This is a genomic window from Flavobacterium sp., assembly GCF_021151785.1.
GTDB lineage: Bacteria > Bacteroidota > Bacteroidia > Flavobacteriales > Flavobacteriaceae > Flavobacterium.
The window spans coordinates 1-23,126 of the sequence record NZ_JAGKWP010000037.1 but is presented as its reverse complement, the minus strand read 5'-3'; the positions used below and the strand labels follow the sequence as shown (position 1 = coordinate 23,126).

19 protein-coding genes are annotated in these 23,126 nt (G+C 35.0%); 18 read left to right on the top strand and 1 reads right to left on the bottom strand.

Translation table 11 applies throughout. From position 1 onward, the window contains the following. Positions 1-240: 240 nt before the first annotated feature. From QZ824_RS05600 to QZ824_RS05540, 13 genes are all read left to right on the top strand, one after another. A complete protein-coding gene (locus tag QZ824_RS05600) occupies positions 241-1,188 on the top strand; it encodes a glycosyltransferase family 2 protein (protein WP_291275037.1) in 948 nt (315 codons plus the stop codon). A gap of 11 nt (positions 1,189-1,199) precedes the next feature. Then, on the top strand, positions 1,200-2,102 hold the full coding sequence (locus tag QZ824_RS05595; RefSeq protein ID WP_291275036.1) for a beta-1,6-N-acetylglucosaminyltransferase: 903 nt from the start codon (positions 1,200-1,202) through the stop codon (positions 2,100-2,102). Further along, complete coding sequence (locus QZ824_RS05590) at positions 2,092-3,366, top strand: NAD(P)-binding protein (RefSeq protein ID WP_291275035.1); 1,275 nt, start codon at positions 2,092-2,094, stop codon at positions 3,364-3,366. Before QZ824_RS05595 ends, QZ824_RS05590 begins: the two co-directional genes overlap by 11 nt. Further along, complete coding sequence (locus tag QZ824_RS05585) at positions 3,366-4,409, top strand: acyltransferase (protein WP_291275034.1); 1,044 nt, start codon at positions 3,366-3,368, stop codon at positions 4,407-4,409. The genes QZ824_RS05590 and QZ824_RS05585 overlap by 1 nt, the downstream gene beginning before the upstream one ends. A 131-nt stretch (positions 4,410-4,540) precedes the next feature. After that, a complete protein-coding gene (locus QZ824_RS05580; RefSeq protein ID WP_291275033.1) occupies positions 4,541-5,566 on the top strand; it encodes a glycosyltransferase in 1,026 nt (341 codons plus the stop codon). Continuing rightward, positions 5,566-6,723, top strand: a complete 1,158-nt coding sequence (locus tag QZ824_RS05575; protein ID WP_291275032.1) for a glycosyltransferase — start codon at positions 5,566-5,568, stop codon at positions 6,721-6,723. The genes QZ824_RS05580 and QZ824_RS05575 overlap by 1 nt, the downstream gene beginning before the upstream one ends. Next, positions 6,720-7,619, top strand: a complete 900-nt coding sequence (locus QZ824_RS05570) for a hypothetical protein (RefSeq protein ID WP_291275031.1) — start codon at positions 6,720-6,722, stop codon at positions 7,617-7,619. The genes QZ824_RS05575 and QZ824_RS05570 overlap by 4 nt, the downstream gene beginning before the upstream one ends. A gap of 20 nt (positions 7,620-7,639) precedes the next feature. Next, positions 7,640-9,310 (top strand): hypothetical protein, encoded by a 1,671-nt coding sequence (locus QZ824_RS05565; protein WP_291275030.1) that lies wholly within the window; start codon positions 7,640-7,642, stop codon positions 9,308-9,310. Positions 9,311-9,393: 83 nt separating this feature from the next. Beyond that, positions 9,394-10,656 (top strand): hypothetical protein, encoded by a 1,263-nt coding sequence (locus QZ824_RS05560; protein WP_291275029.1) that lies wholly within the window; start codon positions 9,394-9,396, stop codon positions 10,654-10,656. Beyond that, positions 10,643-11,851, top strand: coding sequence for a glycosyltransferase family 4 protein (locus QZ824_RS05555; RefSeq protein ID WP_291275028.1), 1,209 nt, complete (start codon positions 10,643-10,645; stop codon positions 11,849-11,851). Before QZ824_RS05560 ends, QZ824_RS05555 begins: the two co-directional genes overlap by 14 nt. Further along, entirely contained in the window at positions 11,848-12,930 is a 1,083-nt protein-coding gene (locus tag QZ824_RS05550) for a glycosyltransferase family 4 protein (protein WP_291275027.1), read from the top strand. The genes QZ824_RS05555 and QZ824_RS05550 overlap by 4 nt, the downstream gene beginning before the upstream one ends. Before the next feature lie 143 nt (positions 12,931-13,073). Next, positions 13,074-14,135, top strand: coding sequence for an acyltransferase (locus QZ824_RS05545; RefSeq protein WP_291275026.1), 1,062 nt, complete (start codon positions 13,074-13,076; stop codon positions 14,133-14,135). A gap of 441 nt (positions 14,136-14,576) precedes the next feature. Continuing rightward, positions 14,577-15,719: a glycosyltransferase family 4 protein gene (locus tag QZ824_RS05540; protein WP_291275025.1), complete on the top strand. Its 1,143-nt coding sequence runs from the start codon at positions 14,577-14,579 to the stop codon at positions 15,717-15,719. Positions 15,720-16,033: 314 nt separating this feature from the next. Here QZ824_RS05540 and QZ824_RS05535 read toward each other — a convergent pair whose 3' ends face one another. Beyond that, positions 16,034-16,507, bottom strand: coding sequence for a hypothetical protein (locus tag QZ824_RS05535; protein ID WP_291275024.1), 474 nt, complete (start codon positions 16,505-16,507; stop codon positions 16,034-16,036). Positions 16,508-16,738: 231 nt separating this feature from the next. On the opposite strand from QZ824_RS05535, the gene QZ824_RS05530 reads away from it, so the two are divergent. The 5 genes from QZ824_RS05530 to QZ824_RS05510 all read left to right on the top strand — a co-directional run. Continuing rightward, the gene (locus QZ824_RS05530) at positions 16,739-17,494 is read left to right on the top strand and encodes a polysaccharide biosynthesis/export family protein (RefSeq protein WP_291275023.1); all 756 of its coding nucleotides are present in this window, start codon (positions 16,739-16,741) and stop codon (positions 17,492-17,494) included. An 11-nt stretch (positions 17,495-17,505) separates the two neighbouring features. Continuing rightward, positions 17,506-19,890, top strand: coding sequence for a tyrosine-protein kinase (locus QZ824_RS05525; RefSeq protein WP_291275022.1), 2,385 nt, complete (start codon positions 17,506-17,508; stop codon positions 19,888-19,890). 99 nt (positions 19,891-19,989) lie between these two features. Continuing rightward, complete coding sequence (locus QZ824_RS05520) at positions 19,990-21,279, top strand: hypothetical protein (protein WP_291275021.1); 1,290 nt, start codon at positions 19,990-19,992, stop codon at positions 21,277-21,279. A 12-nt stretch (positions 21,280-21,291) separates the two neighbouring features. After that, the gene (locus QZ824_RS05515) at positions 21,292-22,383 is read left to right on the top strand and encodes an acyltransferase (RefSeq protein WP_291275020.1); all 1,092 of its coding nucleotides are present in this window, start codon (positions 21,292-21,294) and stop codon (positions 22,381-22,383) included. Between the two features lie 35 nt (positions 22,384-22,418). Next, on the top strand, positions 22,419-23,126 hold a 708-nt coding region (locus QZ824_RS05510), incomplete at its 3' end, for a DUF6625 family protein (protein WP_291275019.1).

The window sequence follows — 23,126 nt, the reverse complement described above, 5'->3', positions numbered from 1 at the left end:
GTATATATAGAACTAAAGTATTACCTCATAAATTTGAATTTTTGTTGAAAAATAAAGGAACGCTATATACATATCTTTATTTTTTTACAAAGGCAATACATGAATTTACGTTAAGGAAAAAAGATAAAGCTCAAGAAGGAAAATTTTTATTGCGGTTTTTATTTAAAAAAATCTGGCCGTAAACTAAATACTTATTTTATAATTAGAGATTCGGTAGACAAAGAATACGTAAGGCTGTAAATGAAAATATCTGTTATTATACCGATTAAAAACCGGGCACATTTGATTGTTGAGACACTGGAAAGTGTATTGACACAATCCTTGCCGCCCATAGAGATCATCATTGTAGATGATGAGTCAACGGATAATTTAACAGAGGTGTTGCAGCCATACATGCATAAAATAATTTTACTTAAAAGTAAGGGGCATGGTCCTGGAGCTGCTCGTAATACAGGAATTGAAATTGCCCGCGGAGAAGCTATTCAGTTTTTTGATTCAGATGATATAATGTCGCCGAATAAATTAGAAGTTCAGGCAGAGCAGCTAAGTACGAATATTGAAAAGGGCTGTGTGATTGGTCCGTTTGTGACAGCTAGAAAAGAGCCGCAGGGGTGGGTACAGACAGATGTTGTAATGCAGTATTATCCATTACCCAATACGCCCTTATCGGATATCGTAGCTCAAGGCTGGTGCTCAATTACTCAAGCATGTTTATTTTCAAAAGCTTTAGTTGATCAGGTAGGTTTATGGCGTGAAGATGTAATGACACACGAAGATAAAGAATATTGGTCCCGTGTTGCATTGATTACACCCTTTCCTTTACATGAGAATAAAAGCTTAACCATCTACCGGCAACATGAATATCAAATTACAGATAAATACACCAAAGAGATAGAGCGTACCCAAAATGGCATAGCCATCTTTTCTGATATATTGAAACGTGATAAAAAACGTATGTCATTATTGAGTAAATATGTGCTAAGAGGGACGATTACAAATTACAAGAAGTATTGTAAGCAATATCAGATTCATTATCCATTAAGTTTTGCAGATCATCTGGCTGGATTCATAAGTAAAGCTTATTCAAAATATGGGCGCATGAAAACCGGCACGGATTGGCAACCCTTACATGGCATAAGTTCTGATAAAGTAATGTTTGAAAAATATTTTAATACTTCTTTAAATTAAATGCTTAATGTATGAAAATAGGATTTTCCATATTGTCACACAAAGAACCTGATCAGGTATATATAGAACTGGTTAATCAATTAGCGCAATACCCCGATTATTCAATAGCAATACATCACGATAAGTCCAAGTCTGCATTTGATGCAACGTTTTTTAAAGAAGCAAATATTGATATAGTAAAAGAAACCGTAATAACTCATTGGTCGCATGTAAATAACATTGAGGCTTTATTGAAAACATTTGAACTACTATATGATAAAAACTGCGACTGGTTTGTTACGCTCAGCGCCAATTGTTTTCCAATTAAAAGACCCGCTCAATTAATCGATTTTTTAAAGAATAGTACGTTTGATGGATATATTGAATGTAATAATGTTAATACAGATTATTTCGATTTTTATCAGTACTTCAGAAAAGCTTTTGAAACACGAATGTTGTTTCAGATTCCCTTTTTTAGGAAAAGCGGAAAGTTTTATTGGAAACCTATTCGGGTTAAAAGAAAAAAATATACAAATATTTTTAAAGACTTATATATACCTTATCACGGCTCTGATTGGTTTATGATCAATAGAAAGGCCATGAAATATATATTGGAGAACAAAAAGGATGTTAAAAAAATAACAGAATTTTTAAGAGATGTAAATCAATATCCGGATTTGAATGTTTGTCCTCCTGAAGTTGTTTTTCAAACACTGTTGGCGAATAACAAAGCAATGAATTTAAATAATAATAATTACAGGTATATTGACTGGACGAATGCTGTTAACTGGCATCCTAATAATTTAAAAGAAAAAGATTATGATGTTATAAGTCACTCGGAAGCTTTCTTTGCCCGTAAGTTTGATGCGTCTTTGTCAATGTCGCTGCTTGAAAAAATTAAAGAGCATATTTTAAATAATATCAATGAAAAGTAAAATCGCTGTTATAGGATCGGGAATTTCAGGATTGACAGCCGCTGCTGTGTTGCAGGATACATATGATGTACATGTCTTTGAAAGGAATGCTAATATTGGTGGGCTTGTATACTGTAACCGTCCGGATGATGTGCTTTATCATAGGGTTGGCGGGCATGTATTTAATAGTAAAAATAAAGAAGTATTAGAATGGTTTTGGAATAAATTCGACAAAGAAAAGGAGTTTGTGCAGGCCAAAAGGAATGCGAAAATTTTTTATAAAGGAGCATTTGTAGGTTATCCGATAGAGAATTTTTTATATCAACTCGAAGTGCCGGTTGTAGAACAGGTCATAAAGGAACTGATTGAAATAAATAAAGCTGGCATAAAGCAGCCGATGTCTTACGAACACTTTGAAGCTTTTCTGCAGAATACATTTGGAAATACCTTATATGAATTATATTTCAAACCGTATAATCAAAAAATATGGAAAACAGATTTAAGTACTGTATCCATGGAATGGTTGGACGGAAAACTTCCGATGCCTAATATTCTTGAGATTATTACAAACAACATTATTCGCAGGGATGAGCGGGACATGGTTCATGCAAATTTTTATTATCCCAAATCCGGAGGTTCGCAGTTTATCGTAGATAGGCTCGCCGAGGGACTTTCAGTTGTGTGTAATAAGCCGTTGGAAAGTATTTCAATAAAAGAAAATAAAATAACACTCTTTGGCGAAACCTTTGATAAAGTTATTTATACGGCTGATGTTAGAAATCTGCCTGACATTATATCTGCCGATAAACCTTTTCAATATGAGAACTCCATTAAACAGCTGCGTTCAAATGGAACCTCAAGCGTGCTGTGCAGTTGTGATGTAAATGATTTGTCCTGGTTATATATTCCCGAGTCCTCATTTAAAGCACACCGTATTATATATACAGGTAATTTCAGTTATACCAATAATTCTGATGTGCTAAAAAAATCAAATCGATCGTCTTGTACAGTAGAGTTTTCAGGAATTTGTACGAAAGAAGAAATGATAAAGGAACTTGCTTTATTGCCTGGTAATTTAGTTCCTATTGACTTCAATAACGAACAGAACTCTTATGTGATACAGGATCATGAAACCCGGAAAATTATTAAAGCTTATAAAGAATATCTGGCTCCTTATGGGATATATGTTTTAGGCAGGTTTGCTGAATGGGAATACTATAACATGGATAAGGCCATGGAAGCTGCATTTGAACTGAAAAATCAACTTGTAAATAAAAAATCTTAATGCAGGTTGAAGGCTCAGCAAAACCAGTATATTTTTCAGCTCTGGATGGTATAAGAGGGCTGGCCTTGCTTGCTGTTATGTATGAACATCTGGTTGTAGATAAAGGCTGGTTTATTAATTTACATTTTGGTGCTTTAGGAGTAGGAATATTTTTCGTTTTGAGTGGTTTCCTAATTGGGAATATTTTGATTCAGCAACGATATCAAAAAGATGTTACAAATGAACCAACGAAAAATATTTTGAAAGTTTTTTATATCCGGCGTTCCCTTAGAATTTTTCCTGTGTATTATCTTTTATTGCTTGTAATGCTGCTGCTGGGCTTGCCCCATTATATATACAATTATGCGGAATGGTATGCTACGTATACAGCAAATTTTAAACTCATCATTGATAAGTTTACTGTGTGGCCAACATCTCATTTCTGGACTCTTAGCATTGAAGAGCAGTTTTATCTTGTCTTCCCATTGCTGTTGTTTTTAACTCCCGCAAAAAATATATTAAAATTGATCGTTGGATTTATTGTTGCAGGCGTCGTTTCCAGAATGATTCTTCATTTTCAATACAATTACTTTTATGATTATTTTACATTGTCAGCTTTCGATTATTTTGGATTCGGGCTGCTGCTTGCTTATATGCGTATTCATGATATAAAGCTTCCATATCCTTCAATTTTATTGTTGCTATTTTTGTGTTTGTATATTCATTTGAATTTTCCGATCGTTGATCATAAAGGGAAAAGTTTTTTATTAAAAACACTGCCCATTTTTTCGATAATTTTTTCTCTGATTTTATATAAATCTATTACTGATTGGAAGGATAGCAAAATACTTAATAACGGTGTGCTGCGCTATACAGGAAAAATAAGTTATGGAATGTACTTATACCATCCGTTTGTTCCCTACATCCGAAAATATTTTATAGAGATCTCAGACACATACCTCGCCCTGACTATTGATGTTTGCCTGGTATATGCGATTGCAACACTTTCTTTTTATGCGATTGAAAAACCCTTAAATAACCTGAAAGGTAGATTTGTTTATTGAGGAACAGCGCTGGTGTTTGATCTGATATCAGTCTGCTTTAGCTGGGCATTACACAAAGTTTAATGATAATAATACATTGTCATCCAGACAATAATGTGTAAATTGCTCATTGTTAGTATTTCTGTATGACATTGAGCTTTACATTAGTTTCTACTGTTTATAACGAGGCATCCCGGTTAGATCAAACAATAGAAGAATTGAAAAACCAAACGGTACAACCTTCTGAAATCATTATTACCGATGCAGGGTCTACCGATGGCACATATGAAACCCTTTTAGCATGGCAGAAAGAATCTCCAATACCCATTAAGGTTTTACAAAAGCATAAATGTAATGTAGCCGAAGGTAGAAATATGGCTATACAGGCAGCAGCTTATCCATTGATTGCCAGTACTGATTTCGGCTGCCGCTTTCATCCTCAATGGCTTGAAAGTATTATCGCTCCATTTAAGGATCCTTCTGTAAAAGCTGTAGCCGGAGCGTTTACGGTTAAAGACGAAGATCTTCAATCTATATCTGCAAAGGCGGCTTATTTATTGTTTAATGGATACAAAGATGATATAAAGGAAGAATGGTTTACACCAACTTCTCGGTCTGTCGCATATTATAAAGAAGTCTTTGATCGCGTTGGAGGGTATTGTGAATGGCTCACATTGGCTGCTGATGATACTATATTCGGACGTTTAGTGAAAAAGTCCGGCATTACTTTTTACCCGGTTGAGAAGCCATATGTATTTTGGGGTAGACATAAAACGGCCAGTGCATATAATAAAGAAGCTTTTCGTTATGGGTTAGGAGATGGAGAATCCGGAATAAATATCCGCAGTACGCTAGGTAAATGTATGGACTTAATGTTAAGGCTATCTTTCCTGATTTGTCTGATCGGACTTAGTGTGCTGGCATTGTTCAATCTTATAAATAACTATTTTTTTTTAGTATTAATACCTTTGCTTGCTGGATTCAGACCTTATATTTATCATATTAAGAATTGGCTTAGACTCAAAACAGATAAATATAATTTTGGTGTGCTTTTATATAGTTTTTATTTACTTGAGAGTACTCGTTATAGTTATTTGAAAGGGTTTTATAAAGGATATTTTAAATCACCTGCTTTTCGTAAGAGCGCAGCTTTGGAACTAAAAAAACGTCTGGCATAATGAATGTTGTAATTCTAAATACCAATAGTTTTGGAGGTAATTATGAATATTCCCGTTGTATTGCTAAAGCCTATTCAGACAACGAACATATAACAGACTGTAAGGTATTAATTCCTGCGAATGCTACGCAACAGGAAAATGCTTGTTATAAAAAAATTCTTATATCGGATTTGCCCCGTTATAAAAATAAATTATTCAGGAAATTTTATTTTCTTTTCAGAAGCATTATAAATCCCTTTATTGTTTTTTCTTTTCTTAGAAAAGCTCCGCCATCTTTAGTCATTGTAAATGATTACGAACAAATTTCATCCATGCTTTGGGTGCCTTTCTTTTATCTGCTAAAACCAAAGCATACGTTTGTTGTATTGTTACATGATCCCGATCGGGACGCATACCTGCCGGTTAGATTTTTATCAGAATTAACGATGAAGGCTGTTATGTCAATCATGGACATGGCACTGTATCACGAAATATTACCTGATAAAACATATTACAAAAAAGAAATTCCCAAAATAAATATTCCGCATGGCCTGTATGAACATCCGGAATATGATCAAGCACTTTTAAATTCGCTTGTTTCTCAAAAAGGAGAACGGAAAATGATGGGAATTATTGGCAATATCCGTGATGAAAAAAACTATTCGTTTATCATCGACTGCTTACCTGATTTGCCCCATGTAGTATTGCTTATTGCGGGGAAACCTTCCAGCTCTTCAGTAGTAATCGAAACATATAAAGAACAAATTAAAAAACTGAATGTACTGCACCAGGTAATATGGATTGAAAAGCATTTGTCAGACGATGAAATGCAGGCAATTATCAAAGCGTGTGATCTGGTACTTTTGTATTACAAACATAGCTTCACTTCTCAGAGTGGATTGTTGAATTTGATTGCTCCGCACAAAAAGAGATTCATTGTTAGCGATAGTAAATCGGCACTTACGAATGTTGTCAGGAAGTTTGCATTGGCTGAGATTATTCCGGTCAATAAAAAAGAATTTATAGACAGTGTTTCCCGTGCGCTGTATGCAGATGTTTCAACTGACCAACTGGAAGCATGGGAACATTATCTGGAGTATGCAAGCTGGCATAACCATGTGCGGATTGTTGTTGAGCATGTGCATGAATTACACAAACGAAAAAAGAGAATTGTATGATACCTGTTGTTTTTATTCATAAAGGAAATAGCTCATATATATACAATACACTTTATCAGCTTAAGCAAACTAATCCGCAGGCACCGGTTTATTTTATTGGTACAGATGAAAGCCATGTATATGAACCTATTGTTGAGCATATTTCAATTGATGTATTATCAGAGGAAGCGAACCAGTTTGCAGAGTTATATAAACATTATAGTACAAATTCGGAAGCATTTGAATTGATGTGTATTCAGCGCTGGTTTGTGCTTAAATCGTTTATGATACAGAAAGGTATTGAACGTTGTTTGTATCTGGATTCTGATGTGTTGGTTTACGACGATGTTCAGCATTTATCGGATACATATAAGCATGCAGGTATGACTTTATGTGGCATCTCCGGGCATACCAATTTTGTTAATAAAGATGTACTCATGGATTTTTGCACATTTGTTATTGACTCTTATACAGGTGCGGATGCATTGAATGCATTAGAAAAATATTATAAAGACTTTGTTTCCATTCATGGTGTAGGCGGAGTGTCGGATATGACTTTACTAACAGCTTACGCTGAAAAAAATAAACAAAAAGTAGAAAATACATATTGCTTTAACGGAGCTTCCTCATTTGATCCTTCTCTGGAAGTAGGAAAGGAATATTTTGAAATGGATAAGGGAATAAAAAAAATTTTCTTTCAAAAGGGAAAGCCATTTGGAATACTGAAGCTGAATCAAAAAGCTGTATTGTTTCATACCCTGCATTTTCAGGGAGCAAAGGCAAAAAAGTTTATGGTGAAGTATATGCCGTTTAAATCATTCTCTTTTTGGGTTGGGTATATGAAATATTTGGGAATATATTTCTTTCAAAAAGTGAAAAAGAAATTAATGAATAAACAACATACACCGATCGGATAGTATTTTAATCACGACATGTTATGATCTTATTAATCGCATATTGGTTTTTGTTATTGCCTTTATTTTTAGGTTGGGGAGTATTGGGGCATCGTTCTGTTGTTAAGTATTTCAACCAGCATGAGAGTTCCGAAAGTTTATTTGTTTTTATCCTGATCGGAGTAGTGATCGTTGGATTCATTGCGAATGTGTGTTCGTTGTTTTTTTCGCTTGGTAATAGTCCTTATTTGTTACTTGTTCTATATGCTCTTGCCCTGGGAGCGATAATTAAAGAAAGAGAAATTGTAGTTGCTGCAATTAAACAGGTTCGTTTGTTTACAGTTACCGGAGGTGTATTTTTCGCTATACTGATTATTGTTGTTTGTAAAAGTGCAGCTCCTTCAGAAATACTTGACGAAAAAGGATATTATCTTCCATTCATTAAATGGGTTGAAACATATGGTATTACTCCGGGGCTCGCTAATTTACAAGGCCGGTTTGGCTTTAATTCATCCTGGCATATTCTGAGTGCTCTACTTAGTCTGCGATGGTCAGGAACATTGTTCTATGATTTAAATGGTTTTATTACCTTAGTTATACTCGGCTATTACTTACTGGGTGTTTCAAAGACAGTCTCACCTATACGTTATATCTGCGGTTTGTTTGTCGCTTCATTTGTTTTTAGGAATTTTTTAACATCTTCAGCAGCTGATTTGCCCAATATTTATTTAGGCTCTCTGGTAATTTTGTGGATGGTTGGTAAGTACGAAAATAAAACGTTGGGTGAAATCGATTATACATTTATAGTTTCGTTTTTTATTTCCTTCTATCTGGTTACCATAAAGCCATCATCAATCTATTTGCTGCTTATTTATTTGCCAACAATTAGTATTGTTTTATTGAATAAACAATTTGATAGAATGGTATGGCTTGTATGTATAGGAGCAATGTTTATAATTCCCTGGTGTGTGCGTTTTTACATAACAACCGGTTACCTGGTTTTTCCAATCGCAGGTATCGATATTTTTAATCCTGATTGGAAAGTACCTTTGGAGTCAGTAATCTATGAACGCAATGCTGTTAAATGTTTTCCGATTTTCGATAGCTTATCTATAGAAGAGGTTCTTAAAATGTCTTTCTCAGAATGGTTTCCGCAATGGTTTAAAAAAAGTCCGATTGAGCAAAAGGCATTTTTGATCACAGCTCTAGTGATTTCTCTCTATCATATTGTTACGCTAAAAAAACACCTGCGTACGCTGAATGATCGTTTGTTTATAGCTATTCAGGGAATGCTTCTGTTGAATATTGTTATATGGATTACTCAATATCCCGATTTCCGTTTTGCGTGGGGATATATTTTAGTATATGTAGGAATAGGAATATATTTTCTGTTACAGGAGATAGTAGTTTTGAGAAAGTATACTCAGCAGTTGATATTGTTTTTTGTTGTTATCATGACAAGTATGAATCTCGTACGTACATGCAAAGATGTTTCAGGTAATTATAAAAATATAGTGTTTCAACAGGCTGCTTTTCCTGAAGGAGAAATTCAGATACAGAATATCAATCATGTTTCATATTACAAAAGTGAAGTTGTTTGGGATTTGCCATTACCAAGCATTTTGTCATGGCAAAATCCTGCAATTGAATTACGGACTAAATCTACATTGAAAAATGGCTTTAGGCCGGTCAATGCAAATAAAATAGATGAATAGATTACCATTATCAATGGATATTGTATTCATTTTACTGTTTTTTAAGTAGATTGAAGCAATATTGCCTGGGGTAGCTTAGAAGAATGGATAAAGATTTAATATACATTGTATTGGTTATAAATCTGGTTATTGCTGTGGTGTTCTATTTACAGAAACGCTCTGAAGTACCCATTTTTATAGCACTTTTTAATATGATGGTACAATATCGAATACTATCTCTTGAAATGGGTACCAGTCATTTTGTGAGTTTTAATTATGAAATTGATTTTATTTTCAATTTTGAAATAGCTTACAAAGTAGCAGAACTTATTTTACTGGGCAGTTCAGTAATGATGTATGGATTTATGTATTTTTTTAAGGAGCCGGTTAAAAAAATAAAAGACTCTAATGAATATTTAAGGCAATTTTTATTGCAGCGGAAGACAGTTATTTTTATTGGGTTGGGCATATTTACTTTTTTTGAAATTGTTTTACATGATGTTGCGAACAGTTATAGCTATTTAACCAAACTTGCCAATAGCTCATTCATATTATTGTTTTTTATGGTGTTTATTGTTACCCGTGTTTCCAATCTGCAGGTGAAGGTTGTATACTTTGCTGTATTTTTGCTCATCGCAGTTGTTACATATAGTCCGGAATTGCGTTTTCAGTTTTTAGGCTGGATGATTCCTGTCGGATATTTTATTACACGGAATATTAAACCTGTGAAGAAGCTCTGGTTCATGGCTGCAGGTTTATTCGTAATCCTGGTGATATTTTCTGCCGCGCGGGTATTGCGTTATGCAAATGCCAGTTCAGAGGCGTTGTCTGTGGATGAACTTTATGAAGAAAGCGTCGAACGTATGGAAGAGTCTGATGATGTGAACTTTATTGACGGCTTCATGATGATGTATCAGGTGTATCCTAAATATTTGGATTACAATTATGGGTTAGATCATTTGAATATTTTATTAAGACCCATCCCCCGCAACTTGTGGCCGGATAAACCATTGGCAGGCTGGTTTCAGAATTATCAGAAAAAGTACGGTCTTGAAAAAACAACGGTCGGTTTTTCACCAACGATCTATGGGGTATTTTATGGCGAAATGGGGACAGAAGGAATTATAATTTTTTCAGTGCTGTGGGCATTTTTCCTTGTATGGTTGTACCGATACATCAATCAATTCAGATCAGATCTGTCCTGGTTGTTAACGGGAGTTTTATTAACCGCCATGATCCCTGTTTTTCGAAGCGGTGATTTGCCGGGAGATATAGCGATTGTATTAATGAGCTACTGGCCGGTTATTTATTTCGTTCGGGAATATAAAAAGTTTGTAAAAAAACAATTGCTGCTTGAAAAGGTCTAAGGTGATTTGTGTACACATCGGTGCTCGCGCACATTATTTGATACCGAAAGCTGTATTGGCTTCAGGGCTTTTACATTCGATGATTACAGATACATGGATCAGATCAGCCTTCTTGAGAAGGGTATTGACTATTTTTCCTTTAAGATCTTTGCGTGCACTTGCCGGCCGCTATACAGAAGCTCTTTCATCTTCCCGTGTATATTCCCTGGGTATTTCTTTTTTACTGTATGATTTTTATTTGCGTTTGAAATATGGCTACAGTTGGTCATTAAATATTTTGCGTGATAAAAAATTTAAAAAGGAAGCAGCTGAAAAAATACTCCGCATCAAAGATGCGACCAGTGTTTTTGCAATCAGCTATACTGCATTAGATTCTTTTCGGGTGGCACGGCAAAAAAAGCTTAAAACCATATTGTTTCAAATTGATCCGGGATTAGAAGAAGAAAATATTGTAAGAGGATTAATAAATTCAACTTCTTTAAAGACTGATTGGGAGCCAGCTCCATTGCATTATTGGGAAGAATGTAAGGAGGAACATAACTTATCAGATGTAATTATCGTGAATTCGCAATGGAGTAAAAGCGGTTTAATTAAACAGGGTGTGCCTGCAGAAAAAATTCAGGTGATTCCTCTTCCGTATGAGATTGAAGAGCAGAACAAAAAATTTAAACGTTCTTATTCTTCAGCGTTCACAAAAGAACGACCCCTGCGTTGTTTATTTTTAGGGACACTTGCATTAAGGAAAGGTATTCACATCGTTATTGATGCAGCAGCAAAAATGCAGGAATTACCTGTAGAGTTTGTATTGGTTGGACGGTCTGAAATTCAAACGCAGGAAATTAATTTGCCGAATATGCGCTATGTTGGTATTGTTACCAGAGAAGAAACAAATCAATTTTATAAAGCATCAGATGTTTTTTTATTTCCTACATTTTCAGATGGATTCGGGCTTACGCAGCTGGAAGCAATGTCCTGGCAGCTTCCCGTTGTAGCTACCAGACAGTGTGGGGAAGTGGTAACACACGAACACGATGGTTGGATATTGGATAATATCAATGCTGATGCCTTAGTCGCATTGTTAAAGAATTTAATTGCAAAACCTGAGTCAATAAAATTCTGTTCTGAAAACTCTTTAAGTACCGTAGAGAAATTCAGTGTGCAAAAATTCACAGAAGATATTGCGTTGATATTATGAGAGAAGGTAATTTACTGTTGATCTGGGATAGAATAGGAGACTATCATCTTGCTCGTGTACATGCGTGTGAAAAAGTAGTACAAGCTTCTGTTTATACAGCTGATTTGGCAGGTACAGATGCTTTGTATAAATGGGAAAGTATTGATTCATCGAAACATACTATTTTATCTGATAAGTCTGCTGAAGAATCAGATATTCTGAATCGATTTAAAGCCTTCAGAAAACTAATGAAGGAAAAGAATATAAAATTTGTTGCAATGCCTTACGGAAGGATGGAATATCATCTTTTCTTACTTTATGCCCGGCTATCGGGAGTACGAACGATAGTGTTTTGTGAATCCTGGTATAGCAGAGGTGGCATAAAAGATTTTCTCAAATCTCTTTTATTGAAAACAATCGGGCAATATTTTTTTGTGTCCGGTCACAGAGCATTTACACACTTAACTGAACGTTATAAAATTCACCCAACTAAGGTTGCGCAAGGATATAGTGTGGTTGATAATAGTCATTTCGAAAAGGGTAATTCTTCTTACACAGATGAAAGGAAAAATATAGTCTGTGTAGCCCGATATAGTAAAGAGAAAAATCTTATTCAGCTTATAAATGCTTTTGCTAAATCAAAGGCCCGGAAAGGATATAAGTTATTGCTGGTAGGAGATGGACCTGATAGAAAAATGCTGCAGCAACACATTGTATCACTAGGGCTTGAGGGTGAAATTAATCTTTCTGGATGGGTTGCATATACTGAATTGCCTGGCATCTATGAAACTGCGGCTTGTTTGGTATTGCCAAGCCTCTTTGAGCCATGGGGACTTGTAGTAAACGAAGCAATGGCAGCGGGTTTGCCGATTATACTTTCAGAAGAATGCGGCTGTCTTCCGGATTTATTACATACAGATAAAAATGGCTGGTCATTTAAGTCGGATCGTGAATTGGAGTTGGTCATTGCATTGGATCAGTTCGCAGATAAAGATATTGTGCAGCGCAAAGAAATGTCTTTGTATTCGATCAATACGATAAGAGCATTTACTCCGCAAACCTGGGCTGGAAAAATCGTTGCTATGATAGGCAAAGCCTAATAGTGCTTCAATAGTTATTCTGTTTTATTCTTAAATATTTAAGCGGGATTTTCTTTTGTTTAACCAAGGTGATTTTTTGGGTATGAAAGTGAAAAGTCAAAACAATAATTTAAAGACGTATTTGTACTCATAACGTAATATGTATGATTGATCGGATTGCAAATCAGGAAAACAACTTTAATTTCATTCGTGTTGTTGCTGCGATAATGGTTATTATTACTCATACCTATGTGCTGGTTGGTTTAGACGTTAAACATGATTTTTTATATAAAATCAGCAATGGTGAAATAATGATCAGTACTGCAGGCTTGCGTATGTTTTTTATAATTTCCGGTTTTTTAATTACGCAAAGTATGGAGCGAAGCAAGGATTATATGACATTCTTTGTAAAACGTGTATTGCGGATTTTCCCAGGCTTGATTGTTTGTGTGCTTAGTATCATTTTTATTTTTGGTGCATGTTTTACCAACGTGCCGTTACATGATTATTTTTCCCGTAGTACTACCTGGGAATATTTATGGAACATGACCGTGTATAGAGTTGTAGGCACTATTCCAACCGTATTTGAAAACAATATCGCTCATATTATAGATGGATCCTTATGGACACTCGCATATGAATTCTCCTATTATATCATGGTAATGGCATTGTGTGCAGTCGGCATTTTTAAACGGAAATGGCTCGGGATTGTCTTGTTTGTTCTATTCTTCTCTATAAGGCTTTATACACTTTATGCAGAAGTACCTCCTAAAATATTTTATTTTCTCATACATACACATTTACAGTTAGATCACTTTTCAGATTTTGGATTGTTTTTTATTGCTGGCATGTTACTTTATCTGTACAAGGATCGAATTACATATAAGCACTCTGTAGCCATTGTTCTTTTACTATTGTATGTAGTTTCAATATATGCGAATGTGGCCTGGGTGATGAAGTATATAACAATTGCGTATGTTACTATGTATTTAGCATTTGTACCTAAGGTAAATGTTATTCGTAAATGGGGACAAAAAACAGATTATAGTTATGGAATCTATATCTATGGTATGCCTGTACAACAAACGGTAATAGCCTGTGTAGGCATTCATTTAGCACCAGATCTGATTAGTATAATTTCTGTGATACTTGTTATTCCAATCGCATGGCTATCCTGGAACCTGATTGAAAAGCGCGCTTTATCGTTAAATCTTAAAAGAATATGATTTTATGTCAGTCGCAGGAATCCTGGATAGCAATATTTTATAAATCAGACATCCTGAAGGAAATTCCTTCAAGGTAATGGCTATGCATGGACTGTATTAAGTTTGTGCCAGTAAACTGTTTAATGTGCTTATTATGCTGGTCTTATATAGACACGATAGAGCATAATCCGGCAACAAGCTCCTATAATGCCGGCAGTGATTCTGTAAATATTCATTTATTTGTTTTTATTCATTGGATCAGGGTGGGGTATTAATTTGCATTGCATCAAATTAATTACACCGAAAATGCTATAAAAGAATTTTTTTTGTCCGAACTTTACAATTGTTAAGAACTTGAATAAGGGAAGTTTTGTAACATTGTAAGGAAGAAAATCTGTTTATCAGATCAATAACTTACTTGCCTAAATAAAACTTACTTTTTCAAATAGCGTAATCGCATACATGAAAATATTAATGATTGGCCCTTTCCCGCCAGTAGTAAACGGAGTAACAGTTAGTAATGATTTTTTGTATAGGTGGTTGGTTTCCAAAGGGCAAGATGTGTCAAAAATTAATACTGAAACAGGGTTAATTGCGTCTAAGCAGGGAGATAAATTAAGTATTTCCAAAATTCTGGCCTTTTTAAGCATTTATGTCCATATTTTTAAAGTGCCGGGCAAGTCGAGCGTTTATATGGCCATCGGACAAACTTTCTGGGGGCTTGTTAAATATTCTCCTTTTATTCTGATCTGTAAACTATTGGGCATTCCCTATATCCTGCATATACATGGCGGTTATGTGTGTAATGCATATGCGTTAATGAGTGCTTCGAAAAAAAGAATTTTCCGGAGTTTACTGGAAGGAAGTCGATCTGTGATCGCCTTGTCTACGAGTCTGGCCACTGATTTGGGAAAAACATTTCCGAATGCTCACATTGATGTAGTCGAAAATTTTTACGACCCAATGTTGATTCAGAATCCTATTGAACGTAAGTCACATGCAGTACCGCGTTTGTTGTTTTTAAGCAATCTGATGTTGGGTAAGGGGGTACTGGATTTTTTAGATGCGCTGCTTATTCTGAAAAATGATAAACAGTTGGAATTTGAGGTTGCCCTTGCAGGTAATATTGAAAAAGGGATTGGTGATACATTAAAACAAAAGATTGATGCTCTGGAGGGCCGTGTGCATTTCTTCGGTTTGGCCGATTTTGACAAGAAAAAGGAATTACTGTACTGGTCAGATATTTTTGTTCTGCCAACCTGGTATATCATGGAAGGCCAGCCTTTAAGTATTATAGAAGCGTATGTAACCGGCAATATTGTAATTTCTACCCACCAGGGCGGGATTAAGGATATAAGCAATTATGAAACATTTTTTAAAGCAGAAGCTCAGAATTCAGTAGCATTATCTTATACATTGGAGAGCATTATAGCACAGCGGCTAACCTTGCAATCAGGCCTGCAGGCCACTGCAGAAGCTGCACAGAAGCGCTTTGATCCGGAAAATTTCCTGCATGCAATTGAACGTATTCTAAACGCCCAAGGCGCTAAATCAATTTTGGCAAAAAAGTCCAGGCCCGGTACTGTAAAGCATGAACCCGTTTGATTACAGGCTTTCGTGATAAAAATCAAGAATTTTAACAGCTAAATCTTTCAGGTGAATTGATTTTTCCCGAGCTTTGCATTTTATAATCTGAATGTAAAGCATCCATTATTTTTTCATTTCCCGGCCATACATAGGGCCAACATGCCATTCACAACAGCAATATAAACCATACTCCGGAACTGCAGAGGCGGAACATAGGCGGAAGGTACCCGGAACACAGGCGGAACAGAGGCGGAATATATATGGCTTTCCCTAGGCGTTCCTTAGGCTTTGGGTAGGCGGAGGGTAGAAGTTGTGATGCAGGTTCGTTTTCCTTATGCAACAGGATTGTGTAATCCTTTTAATAATCTGTTAACATTGGTATACAAAAACACCTTGTTAAATAGTAATCCCAAGGGAATAAAAAACCATTTTTTAGTACCCGGATATGCCAGCATCAACGAGGTGAATGCAATCATGATCTTAAATCCCAGACAGGGAAATGCTACCTGTAGTTTGAAAAAGCCCTGTGCACCAATATTGGCGCCATTGCGATACAAATCTTCATAGAAATAAATGGTGGTATCATAACCTAAAAGTTGAAACAGGTATTGAACGGGATAAAGAAGAAAACATAAGACCATTCTTAATGCATTAAAGTGATCAAGAACGGGGAAATAATAATTGCCATTGGGATCAGAAACGCCGATGTAATTCCAGAAAAGCCAGATGAGCATGGTGTAGAACAGAATCAATTTCACCAGAAAATATACTGCAGGTTTGAGCGTTTGCCACGACTGTGTTTTCAATGTCTGTTTTGTTTTTTACTGTTACGAAAATATGATTGATAAAGGTAGGGATAAATCTTTTTTGTTGCGGATTGCCGTTGCTGTTCAGCAGCCAAATTGCATTGTTGCTGAGGCGCAGGATATAACAATGCAAAGAAGAAATAGGTATATTATTAAGTGAATAACAATTAAATAGTACTTTTTATATTTTGTCAAAAGAATTATTATATTTACATAATAACCTTCTATAAAATGAATATTTTCAAACACATCCTGCTGTTTTTTGTGTGCAGCATTATATTTTTCTCCTGTGTATCGCGAAAAAAGTCTACGTTGATTCAGAATAAGACCGTATCTGTGAATGATACGCTGTACAATTATAAATTTGTTTATAAAATACAGCCCAAAGATATTCTTTATGTCAGTATTACCAGTTTTAATCAGAAAACCACGGATTTCTTCAATATGAAGACATCTGATCAGAATGATGACCCGGTAGGAGTGGGATACAAAGTAAGTGATGATGGTTATGTAGTGATCCCGATCCTGGATAGTGTGCAGGTAAAAGGGCTTACCATCATGGAAACGCAGCAAAAAATCACCAAGCTGATGGGCGATTATATTTCAGATGCCTATGTGTTGGTGGAGCTGGCGAATTTTACGATCAGTTTCCTGGGAGATGTAAAAAATCCAGGAGTAAAGATAATCCCTAAGGATGTTACGACCATGCTGGAAGCGCTTGCCATGGCCGGGGATTTTGCCGATTATGCCAACAGACAAAATGTAAAGTTATTACGCACGGTTGAAGGCAAGACAACCGTAACCATACTTGATTTTACAGACATTAAACTGGTTGAATCTCCGGCATATTATATTATGCCGAATGACGTGATCTATGTGGAAGCGGCTAAAGTGAAAGCTGTCCGCTCCAACCTTTCTCAGATTACTTTATTTGTCAGTCTGATCAGTTTGGTAGTTGTTATTTTAAATGTTTCAAGAACCATCTAAATTATCTCATAGTGAAAAAAGAAGAAAATAATATAGATTTTACGGTTCTGTTTTATAAAGTATTATCATACTGGCCTTTTTTTATACTTTCGGTTGGACTATGTTTTACAATTGCAAAAGTGTATTTGCATTATACGATTCCAATTTTTAAGGCTCATACCACTATATTTATCAATGATACCAAGGCTGTGGGTCTGGAAGAAATGTCATTGTTCAGCCAGTCTAAATCCATCGGAAATGAAATGGCATTTATCCAATCCTATGATATGGTGGAGAAGACCATTAATGAACTGGATTTTGATGTGTCTTATTATCATACCGGCGAGGTTAATGATATAGAGCTTTATCACGATTGTCCCTTTACAGTAAAACTGGATTCCGGTGAACAGCGGTATTACAATCGTATCTACGTTGATTTTATCTCTTCAACAAAATTTAAGCTGCGCATTGGTGATAAGCAAATCATTGATGAGGTATACAGTATAAACCGACCTATCCGGAATAACGGTTTCAATTTTACCATTGTTGCAGATAGCAACGCAACTGCTTTTGTTAGTGATTATAAGGTTTATTTCATCATTAATAAACATGAAAATCTTGTTAATCAGTATTGCAGCCAGTTGGCCATTACAAAAGCCGGCAAGGATGCACCTGGTATATTACAGCTTTCCATGATGGGGCCGATTACTGAGAAGCTGATTGTTTTTTTGAATACCCATGTACAGACCTATATCAAAAGCGGGGTCGATGAAAAAAATGCCACTGCTATCAACACCATCAAGTTTATTGACGACCAACTGAGTGAAATAGCATTATCTTTAAATTCTGCCGAAAGCGATCTGGAAACGTTTCGCAAAAAAAATAAGGTAATGAACATCAGTGCATCAGCAGAGATGATCAAAACCAGCCTGGATGAACTGGAAAAAGAAAAATCTGTCGAACAATTAAAAGCCAAATATTATCAATACCTCTATAATTATTTAAAGCAGGATAAGGATCTGAATGAAGTGATTGCTCCGCACGTGATGGGGATTGATGATAACCTGCTAACGGATTTAATCGCAGAGTTAAGTGCATTGAATAATGAACGGAATGTTATTACGCGTTCTTCTACGCCGAAAAATCCTTATCTGAAAGAACTGGATGGGAAGATCTATCATACGAAGCAAAGCATTCTGGAGAATATTACCAATATCATCAGCACATCAAAAATTACGCTGAATGATATCAACCAGCGGATCGCCAAATATGAACAGCAACTGTCTTTCCTGCCAGCCAATGAACGGACATTGGTAGATATTCAGCGTAGGTTTAATCTTAATGATAATATCTACAATTACCTGCTGCAAAAGAGGGCAGAAGCTGGTATAGCAGAGGCTTCCAACAATGCAGATGCCAAAGTGGTGAATGCTGCAAAGTCATTTAATGCCTCTGCCATCAGCCCCAATAATAATCTGGTAACCTCCCTGGCTTTACTGATCGGGGTGCTTATTCCCATTGGTTTTATTATCATTCGAGAGCTGTCTAATGATAAGATCATGACGCGGGACGATGTGGTTACCAATACCGATATTCCAATCCTTGGGATCATTGGTCATAACATGCATGAAGATACCATGCTGACGGTTGTAACTAAACCCAAATCAGCCATTGCTGAAGCCTTCCGTTCGATCCGGATCAACCTGCAGTATTTGTCTGCTGACCGGCCGCATAAGGTTGTTTTGATCACTTCTTCCATTAGCGGGGAAGGAAAAAGTTTTTTCTCGGCCAATTTCGCCTGCATTATGGCATCATTGGGTAAAAAGACCTTGTTGATCGGTGCTGATATGCGCAAACCAAAAGTATTTTCAGAACTGGGAATAAACAATGCAATTGGATTGAGTAGTTATCTCATCAATAATGCATCAATAGAAGAGGTGATTTTTAAGTCAAACGTAGAAAATCTGGATGTATTGCCAGCGGGTCCGATTCCGCCAAATCCTTCTGAACTATTATCCGGGCAGCGCATCGAAGAATTATTCAAACAGGCAAATAAAGATTATGATTATATCATCATCGATACACCGCCAATCGGTTTGATTGCGGACGGCTTTATTCTGATGAAGCATTCCCACATCAACCTGTACATCATCCGTCATGCCATCACGCAGAAAAAATGGCTGGAGAAAATCAATATTCTATACGAAGAAAAGAAAATTGCTAACCTGGCTATTGTAGTTAATGATCTGAAAGAATCCGGACCATACGATTATGGCTATGGTTATGGCTATGGTTACGGTTACGGTTATTATGAAGGGGACGATAAGCACAAAAAAATAAACCGGTTTAAAGAATTCTGGAACAATGTGCATGGCAGGTATAAAAGCAAAAATACTTTAAAGAAACTAAACCTATAATCCGATTCAAAAACTATTCATTGTCTATGAATGGTTAATTATTTAGAAATCACAATTAGCAGTTATGCAATGTTGATTGTATAACTGCTATTCCTACTAATGAGAAGCTACTTACTTAAAATTTATTCTAATAATAAAGTTCAGACAATTGTTCATTTTGGAATAGGACAAGGAATTCTTCAATTTGCAAATTTACTTACTGGCTTTTTAGTATTGCGCTGGTTATCTAAAGAAGACTTTGCTCAATTCAGTATTGTGTTTGGTTTTCAGTCGATGATTACTCTACTAGTAGACCTTGGACTAAGCGGAGCTATAATAGCGTTGATAGGAAACAGGGTCAATGATACCTTGGTTGTAGGTAGTTATATAAGTGCAGCGAAGCAATATAGGCTGTACTTATCATTCATTATTGCTCCTATAATGGCAATTGCATTTTTTCTAATAACTAATAAGTATGATTGGGGCTTACACATCCAGCTTTTTTATTTTAGCACTCTACTTATTGCAATTTGGGCTCAGGCAAATTTTGTTTATTATAATTCTGTACTCCAGATGCATAAGCGCATCAAAGATTCCTATAGGACACAAATAGCAGTATCGCTTTTTAGATTATCATCTATAAGTACATTGTTTTTTTTACAATATATTAATGCAGTGTTTGTAACTTTTATAAATGTTATTTCTCTTGCATGGAATGGCTTGCGATTTAAAAAGCAAACTAGAGAATATGTTTCTGAACCAGAACATGTAGATCAGGATGTAAAAAAAGATCTGTTAAATTATATTAAGCCTTTGATGCCAAGCGTTATTTTTTTTGCTTTACAGGGGCAAATATCATTATTTATTATCAGTATTTTCGGTAATATTAACTCAGTTGCTGATGTTTCAGCGTTAGGAAGGCTTAATCAGATTTTTTTATTTTTAACAACCTTTAATGGCGTTATTATAACTCCTTATATAGCCAGGATAGATAATAAATCTTTATTTGTGAAGCGTTATATACAAATTGTCGCTGGATCACTTATAATTTCATCAATCTTTATTCTTGTCAGTTACGTTTTTCCAGAAGCATTATTATTTATTATCGGTAAAAAATATTATAACCTGGATCATGAATTGCAGCTTTCAATTGTAGCAACCTGTTTAGCTTATGTTGGAGCTGTTTTGTGGACTATACATAGCTCTGCACGATGGATCTTTAGCTGGGCTTCAACCTTATTTATTGTATTTACATTGGCGAGTCAAGTGTTGTCTGTTTTTATTTTTGATTTATCATCAACAGCTGGTGTAATTAAAATGAACCTTACTGGCTCATTATTCGCATTATTTGTTCAAATTATAACGAGCTACTTTGGTTTTAAAAAAAGCAATAAAGATTTTCAAAACTAAAAACCGTTTGGTATGGAATTTAATAAGAGTATTTTAAAAGAGCTTGATGGCTTTAGAGTGTTAGCTGTCCTCTTAGTTGTGAGTTTTCATATCAGTTTTTATTTCGATGCATTGCCAGGGTATAATACAATCATTGGAACAGGCTATTTAGGTGTTCAATTGTTTTTTTTGTTGAGTAGCTTTTTATTAGCTAGACAATTTTTAACTACGTATTCAATTGGCACAAATACTAAAGAATATATACTTACATTTTTTAAAAAAAGAGTTTGCAGGATTTATCCACTGTTTATTTTTTCTTCAATTATATTATACTTGATTGGATATAAACATATAGAACTAACTTTTGGCACAGTTATAAAATACTTTTTTTTTATTGAAGATATTCATCTCAATCCTGTTATTTGGTCCTTATTTGTAGAGATGCGCTTCTACTTAGTATTGCCTGTTCTAATGCATTCAATTTGTCTGCTGATTACTAGAAATAAGATTCGTGAAGTTTATATTCTTTTGTTTGTTCTCGCTGGTATTTCTTATGGATATCGTTTTTATCATCTCTATTATTATGGAATTGAAAAAGGAGAAGATTTTTTGTATGAATCCTTCTGGGCCAACATAGATTGCCTTGCATTAGGTATTGCTGGCGCTGTTATATATGAGAGAAGTAAATATTTAATAATAAATAGAACTACTTTATATTTTATATTTACTGTATCTGGATGTATTCTATTTTATGCTATGAATATTAAATATTATAAACTTTATAATCATGCATTTATTCCTCAAATGGTCTTTTCTATCTGTAATATTGCCTGGATGCTAGCCATATTGAGTTTGTTATTTTTACGTCAAGGGAAATTGAATAGAGTGTTTTCATTGAATATCTTTGTATATTTATCTACTATCTCTTACGGAATATATATATGGCATTTACCAATTCGGGATTATATATATGATTTATGCCATGCTTTGACCCTTAAAGGCATTTTAGGGATATTAGTTGCCCCCTTAACAACATGGACTGTTACAATATTAATTTCGATGATTTGTTATAAATGCCTTGAAAAGCCTCTTTTATACAAGAGGAAAACGATTGTTAAAATCTAGCTTGTTGCCCTGCAAACATATAACTTATTATTGTTATGAATAATAAAATTGCTTTCGTCATTCCTTATTTTGGTAAGCTGCCAACATACTTTTTGCTATTTGTAAATTCAGTCAAGGAAAAACCATTTGATATTTTATTTTTTACAGATATTAAAAAACCTGATAATTTACCATCAAATATTATCTGGATTCCATTTGAAAAACAAGAGTTACAAAACCTATTTTCTAGAAAACTTGAGTTTGCAATAAATTTACCGAATCCATATAAATTATGTGATTATAAACCACTTTATGGTCTATGCTTCGAAGAATATTTAATTAATTATACATTTTGGGGATCACTCGATATTGATACTGTTGTAGGTAATTTCGAAAAATTCATCAATGATAAAACCTTGGATAATATTGATATTTATAGTGGAATAAAGGAATACGTGTCAGGTGCTTTTTTCTTAATCAGGAATAATAGGGAGTGCAATAATTTGTTTAAACAAAGTAAAGATTGGCAAAAGGTTCTATTAGAACCCATTTATTCAGGATTTGACGAATGTGGTGGACATTATTTTGAACAGCTAAAATCCGGAGAAAGTATATTTGACCTAAATATTCCTATAGAAAGTTTCACAGAAGTAGTTTTCAAAGAGTATCGAAAAGGCCTTCGAATTTGTTTCGAAAATACCGTTCTTGAACCCAAAGGTAGTGCCTATGTGGTAATTAAAAAAGATAGTGTGCAATATCTGAAT

What these genes read in the sequence shown, in the direction of transcription:
- QZ824_RS05600 (WP_291275037.1), top strand. Translation starts at nt 241, where the DNA reads ATGAAAATATCTGTTATTATACCGATTAAAAACCGGGCACATTTGATT.
- QZ824_RS05595 (WP_291275036.1), top strand. Translation starts at nt 1,200, where the DNA reads ATGAAAATAGGATTTTCCATATTGTCACACAAAGAACCTGATCAGGTA.
- QZ824_RS05590 (WP_291275035.1), top strand. Translation starts at nt 2,092, where the DNA reads ATGAAAAGTAAAATCGCTGTTATAGGATCGGGAATTTCAGGATTGACA.
- QZ824_RS05585 (WP_291275034.1), top strand. Translation starts at nt 3,366, where the DNA reads ATGCAGGTTGAAGGCTCAGCAAAACCAGTATATTTTTCAGCTCTGGAT.
- QZ824_RS05575 (WP_291275032.1), top strand. Translation starts at nt 5,566, where the DNA reads ATGAATGTTGTAATTCTAAATACCAATAGTTTTGGAGGTAATTATGAA.
- QZ824_RS05570 (WP_291275031.1), top strand. Translation starts at nt 6,720, where the DNA reads ATGATACCTGTTGTTTTTATTCATAAAGGAAATAGCTCATATATATAC.
- QZ824_RS05565 (WP_291275030.1), top strand. Translation starts at nt 7,640, where the DNA reads ATGATCTTATTAATCGCATATTGGTTTTTGTTATTGCCTTTATTTTTA.
- QZ824_RS05560 (WP_291275029.1), top strand. Translation starts at nt 9,394, where the DNA reads ATGGATAAAGATTTAATATACATTGTATTGGTTATAAATCTGGTTATT.
- QZ824_RS05550 (WP_291275027.1), top strand. Translation starts at nt 11,848, where the DNA reads ATGAGAGAAGGTAATTTACTGTTGATCTGGGATAGAATAGGAGACTAT.
- QZ824_RS05545 (WP_291275026.1), top strand. Translation starts at nt 13,074, where the DNA reads ATGATTGATCGGATTGCAAATCAGGAAAACAACTTTAATTTCATTCGT.
- QZ824_RS05540 (WP_291275025.1), top strand. Translation starts at nt 14,577, where the DNA reads ATGAAAATATTAATGATTGGCCCTTTCCCGCCAGTAGTAAACGGAGTA.
- QZ824_RS05530 (WP_291275023.1), top strand. Translation starts at nt 16,739, where the DNA reads ATGAATATTTTCAAACACATCCTGCTGTTTTTTGTGTGCAGCATTATA.
- QZ824_RS05520 (WP_291275021.1), top strand. Translation starts at nt 19,990, where the DNA reads ATGAGAAGCTACTTACTTAAAATTTATTCTAATAATAAAGTTCAGACA.
- QZ824_RS05515 (WP_291275020.1), top strand. Translation starts at nt 21,292, where the DNA reads ATGGAATTTAATAAGAGTATTTTAAAAGAGCTTGATGGCTTTAGAGTG.